The organism is Bacillus sp. HY001 (assembly GCF_007558965.1).
Taxonomy (GTDB): domain Bacteria; phylum Bacillota; class Bacilli; order Bacillales; family Bacillaceae_G; genus Bacillus_A; species Bacillus_A mobilis.
Genome location: NZ_VLTE01000093.1, coordinates 1 through 1436 on the forward strand (window position 1 = coordinate 1; position 1436 = coordinate 1436).

2 protein-coding genes and 1 pseudogene are annotated in these 1436 nt (G+C 32.7%); 1 reads left to right on the forward strand and 2 read right to left on the reverse strand.

Annotated elements, in window-relative coordinates; all coding sequences use genetic code 11:
* Positions 1 to 219: 219 nt before the first annotated feature.
* A complete protein-coding gene (locus FOT98_RS27480; protein WP_001241907.1) occupies positions 220 to 408 on the reverse strand; it encodes a helix-turn-helix transcriptional regulator in 189 nt (62 codons plus the stop codon).
* 160 nt (positions 409 to 568) lie between these two features.
* Here FOT98_RS27480 and FOT98_RS27485 point away from each other — a divergent pair, with 160 nt between their 5' ends.
* A complete protein-coding gene (locus FOT98_RS27485; protein WP_000468115.1) occupies positions 569 to 892 on the forward strand; it encodes a helix-turn-helix domain-containing protein in 324 nt (107 codons plus the stop codon).
* A gap of 218 nt (positions 893 to 1110) precedes the next feature.
* On the opposite strand, the pseudogene FOT98_RS27490 reads toward FOT98_RS27485, so the two are convergent.
* A pseudogene (locus FOT98_RS27490) lies at positions 1111 to 1412 on the reverse strand (tyrosine-type recombinase/integrase); the annotation flags it as partial.
* Between the last annotated feature and the right edge of the window lie 24 nt (positions 1413 to 1436).

The window sequence follows — 1436 nt, forward strand, 5'->3', positions numbered from 1 at the left end:
TTTTCTATTTCCTCTGTTACAGCACTTATAAACTCCCATAGTACCTTTGCACCTAATAGTTCTGCTAATCGTTTTTCACGCATTTCAAATGTTTTCATATTCATATTTAAACACTTCCCTTACCTAATATTTTCTTAAAAATAATTAATAAATTATTTCATTATAGGAAAAAATATAGAAACATAACTTATCACGTTTCAAATTACACAAAACGTGACATTAATCTTCAAAAAAAAGAGTCCAATCAAAATTTAGTACCTTAGCTATATTCTTTGCGACAGGAACACTTGGATTTCTTTCACCACTTTCAATCATTGCATACATACTTCTAGATATTCTTACCTTACATGCAATATAATCTTGCGTTTTCTCTTTATGTTTACGTTTTTCCAGTAACCACAATCTCATTATTCTCCTCCTTTAATTGTCACATATTGTGTATATATCCATCATATTATATGAAAAAAAGTTGAAAATCAATATTTTTTACACATTTCGTGTATTTTATTAAATGTTACATATTGTGACGTTATAATTGATTTAGAAAACATTTAAAAGGAGGTAGCATATGTTTGGCACCAGGCTACACACGCTCCGAAAAGAACGCAAATTGCGTCAAGAAGACATGGCAAAACAACTAGGAATTGCTCGAACTACGTATGCAATGTATGAACAAGGCAAACGAGAACCTGATTATAATACATTGATAAAATTAGCCACTTTCTTTGAAGTATCAATTGATTACCTCCTCGGTACAACTGAAATAAAACAAGTTACAGACATACAAGACCCTGAGCTCTATCAATGGTTTAAAGATATAAAAAATGCGACTCCTCAAAAACGTGAGGAATTAAAAAAGTTTTGGGAGTTTATAATACAAAGAGAAGACTAAATTATTTAAAAGACCTCCACCTTGACAGGGTGGAGGTCTTGAGTTCGATGCCAGTAGGGTTCATAATTGTAGAAACCGTGTCAAATTAAAGTTTGATGCGGTTTTTATTTGTTTACTTTCATACTCTATAACACCAGTGGTCACAGAATTGGTCACATTCCCTACAAAAGCTGTTCTATTTTGTTAACAGCATATTCTTGCACCGTTGGCAGTACATGTTAATAAGTGTCTAATGCGATTTTAATATTACTATGTCCTAGTCGCTCGGCAATCACTTTCACATTCACACCTTTAGCCAATAACAAAGTTGCATATGTATGACGTAAATTATGAAATCGAATCTTTGGCACAGCCGCTTTCTTAATCAAAGCATTTAAACTTCCTCTAACATTAGCAGGATTAATTAGCGTTCCAAAAGAAGTACACATCACCAAGTCATTGTCTTGGTATTCCTCACCTTGACTCAGCTTCTCTTTCAATACGACTGCTATATATATTTCTTTAGCTTTGCAACTGTTGATACATGAAAGATTGATCCCTACTT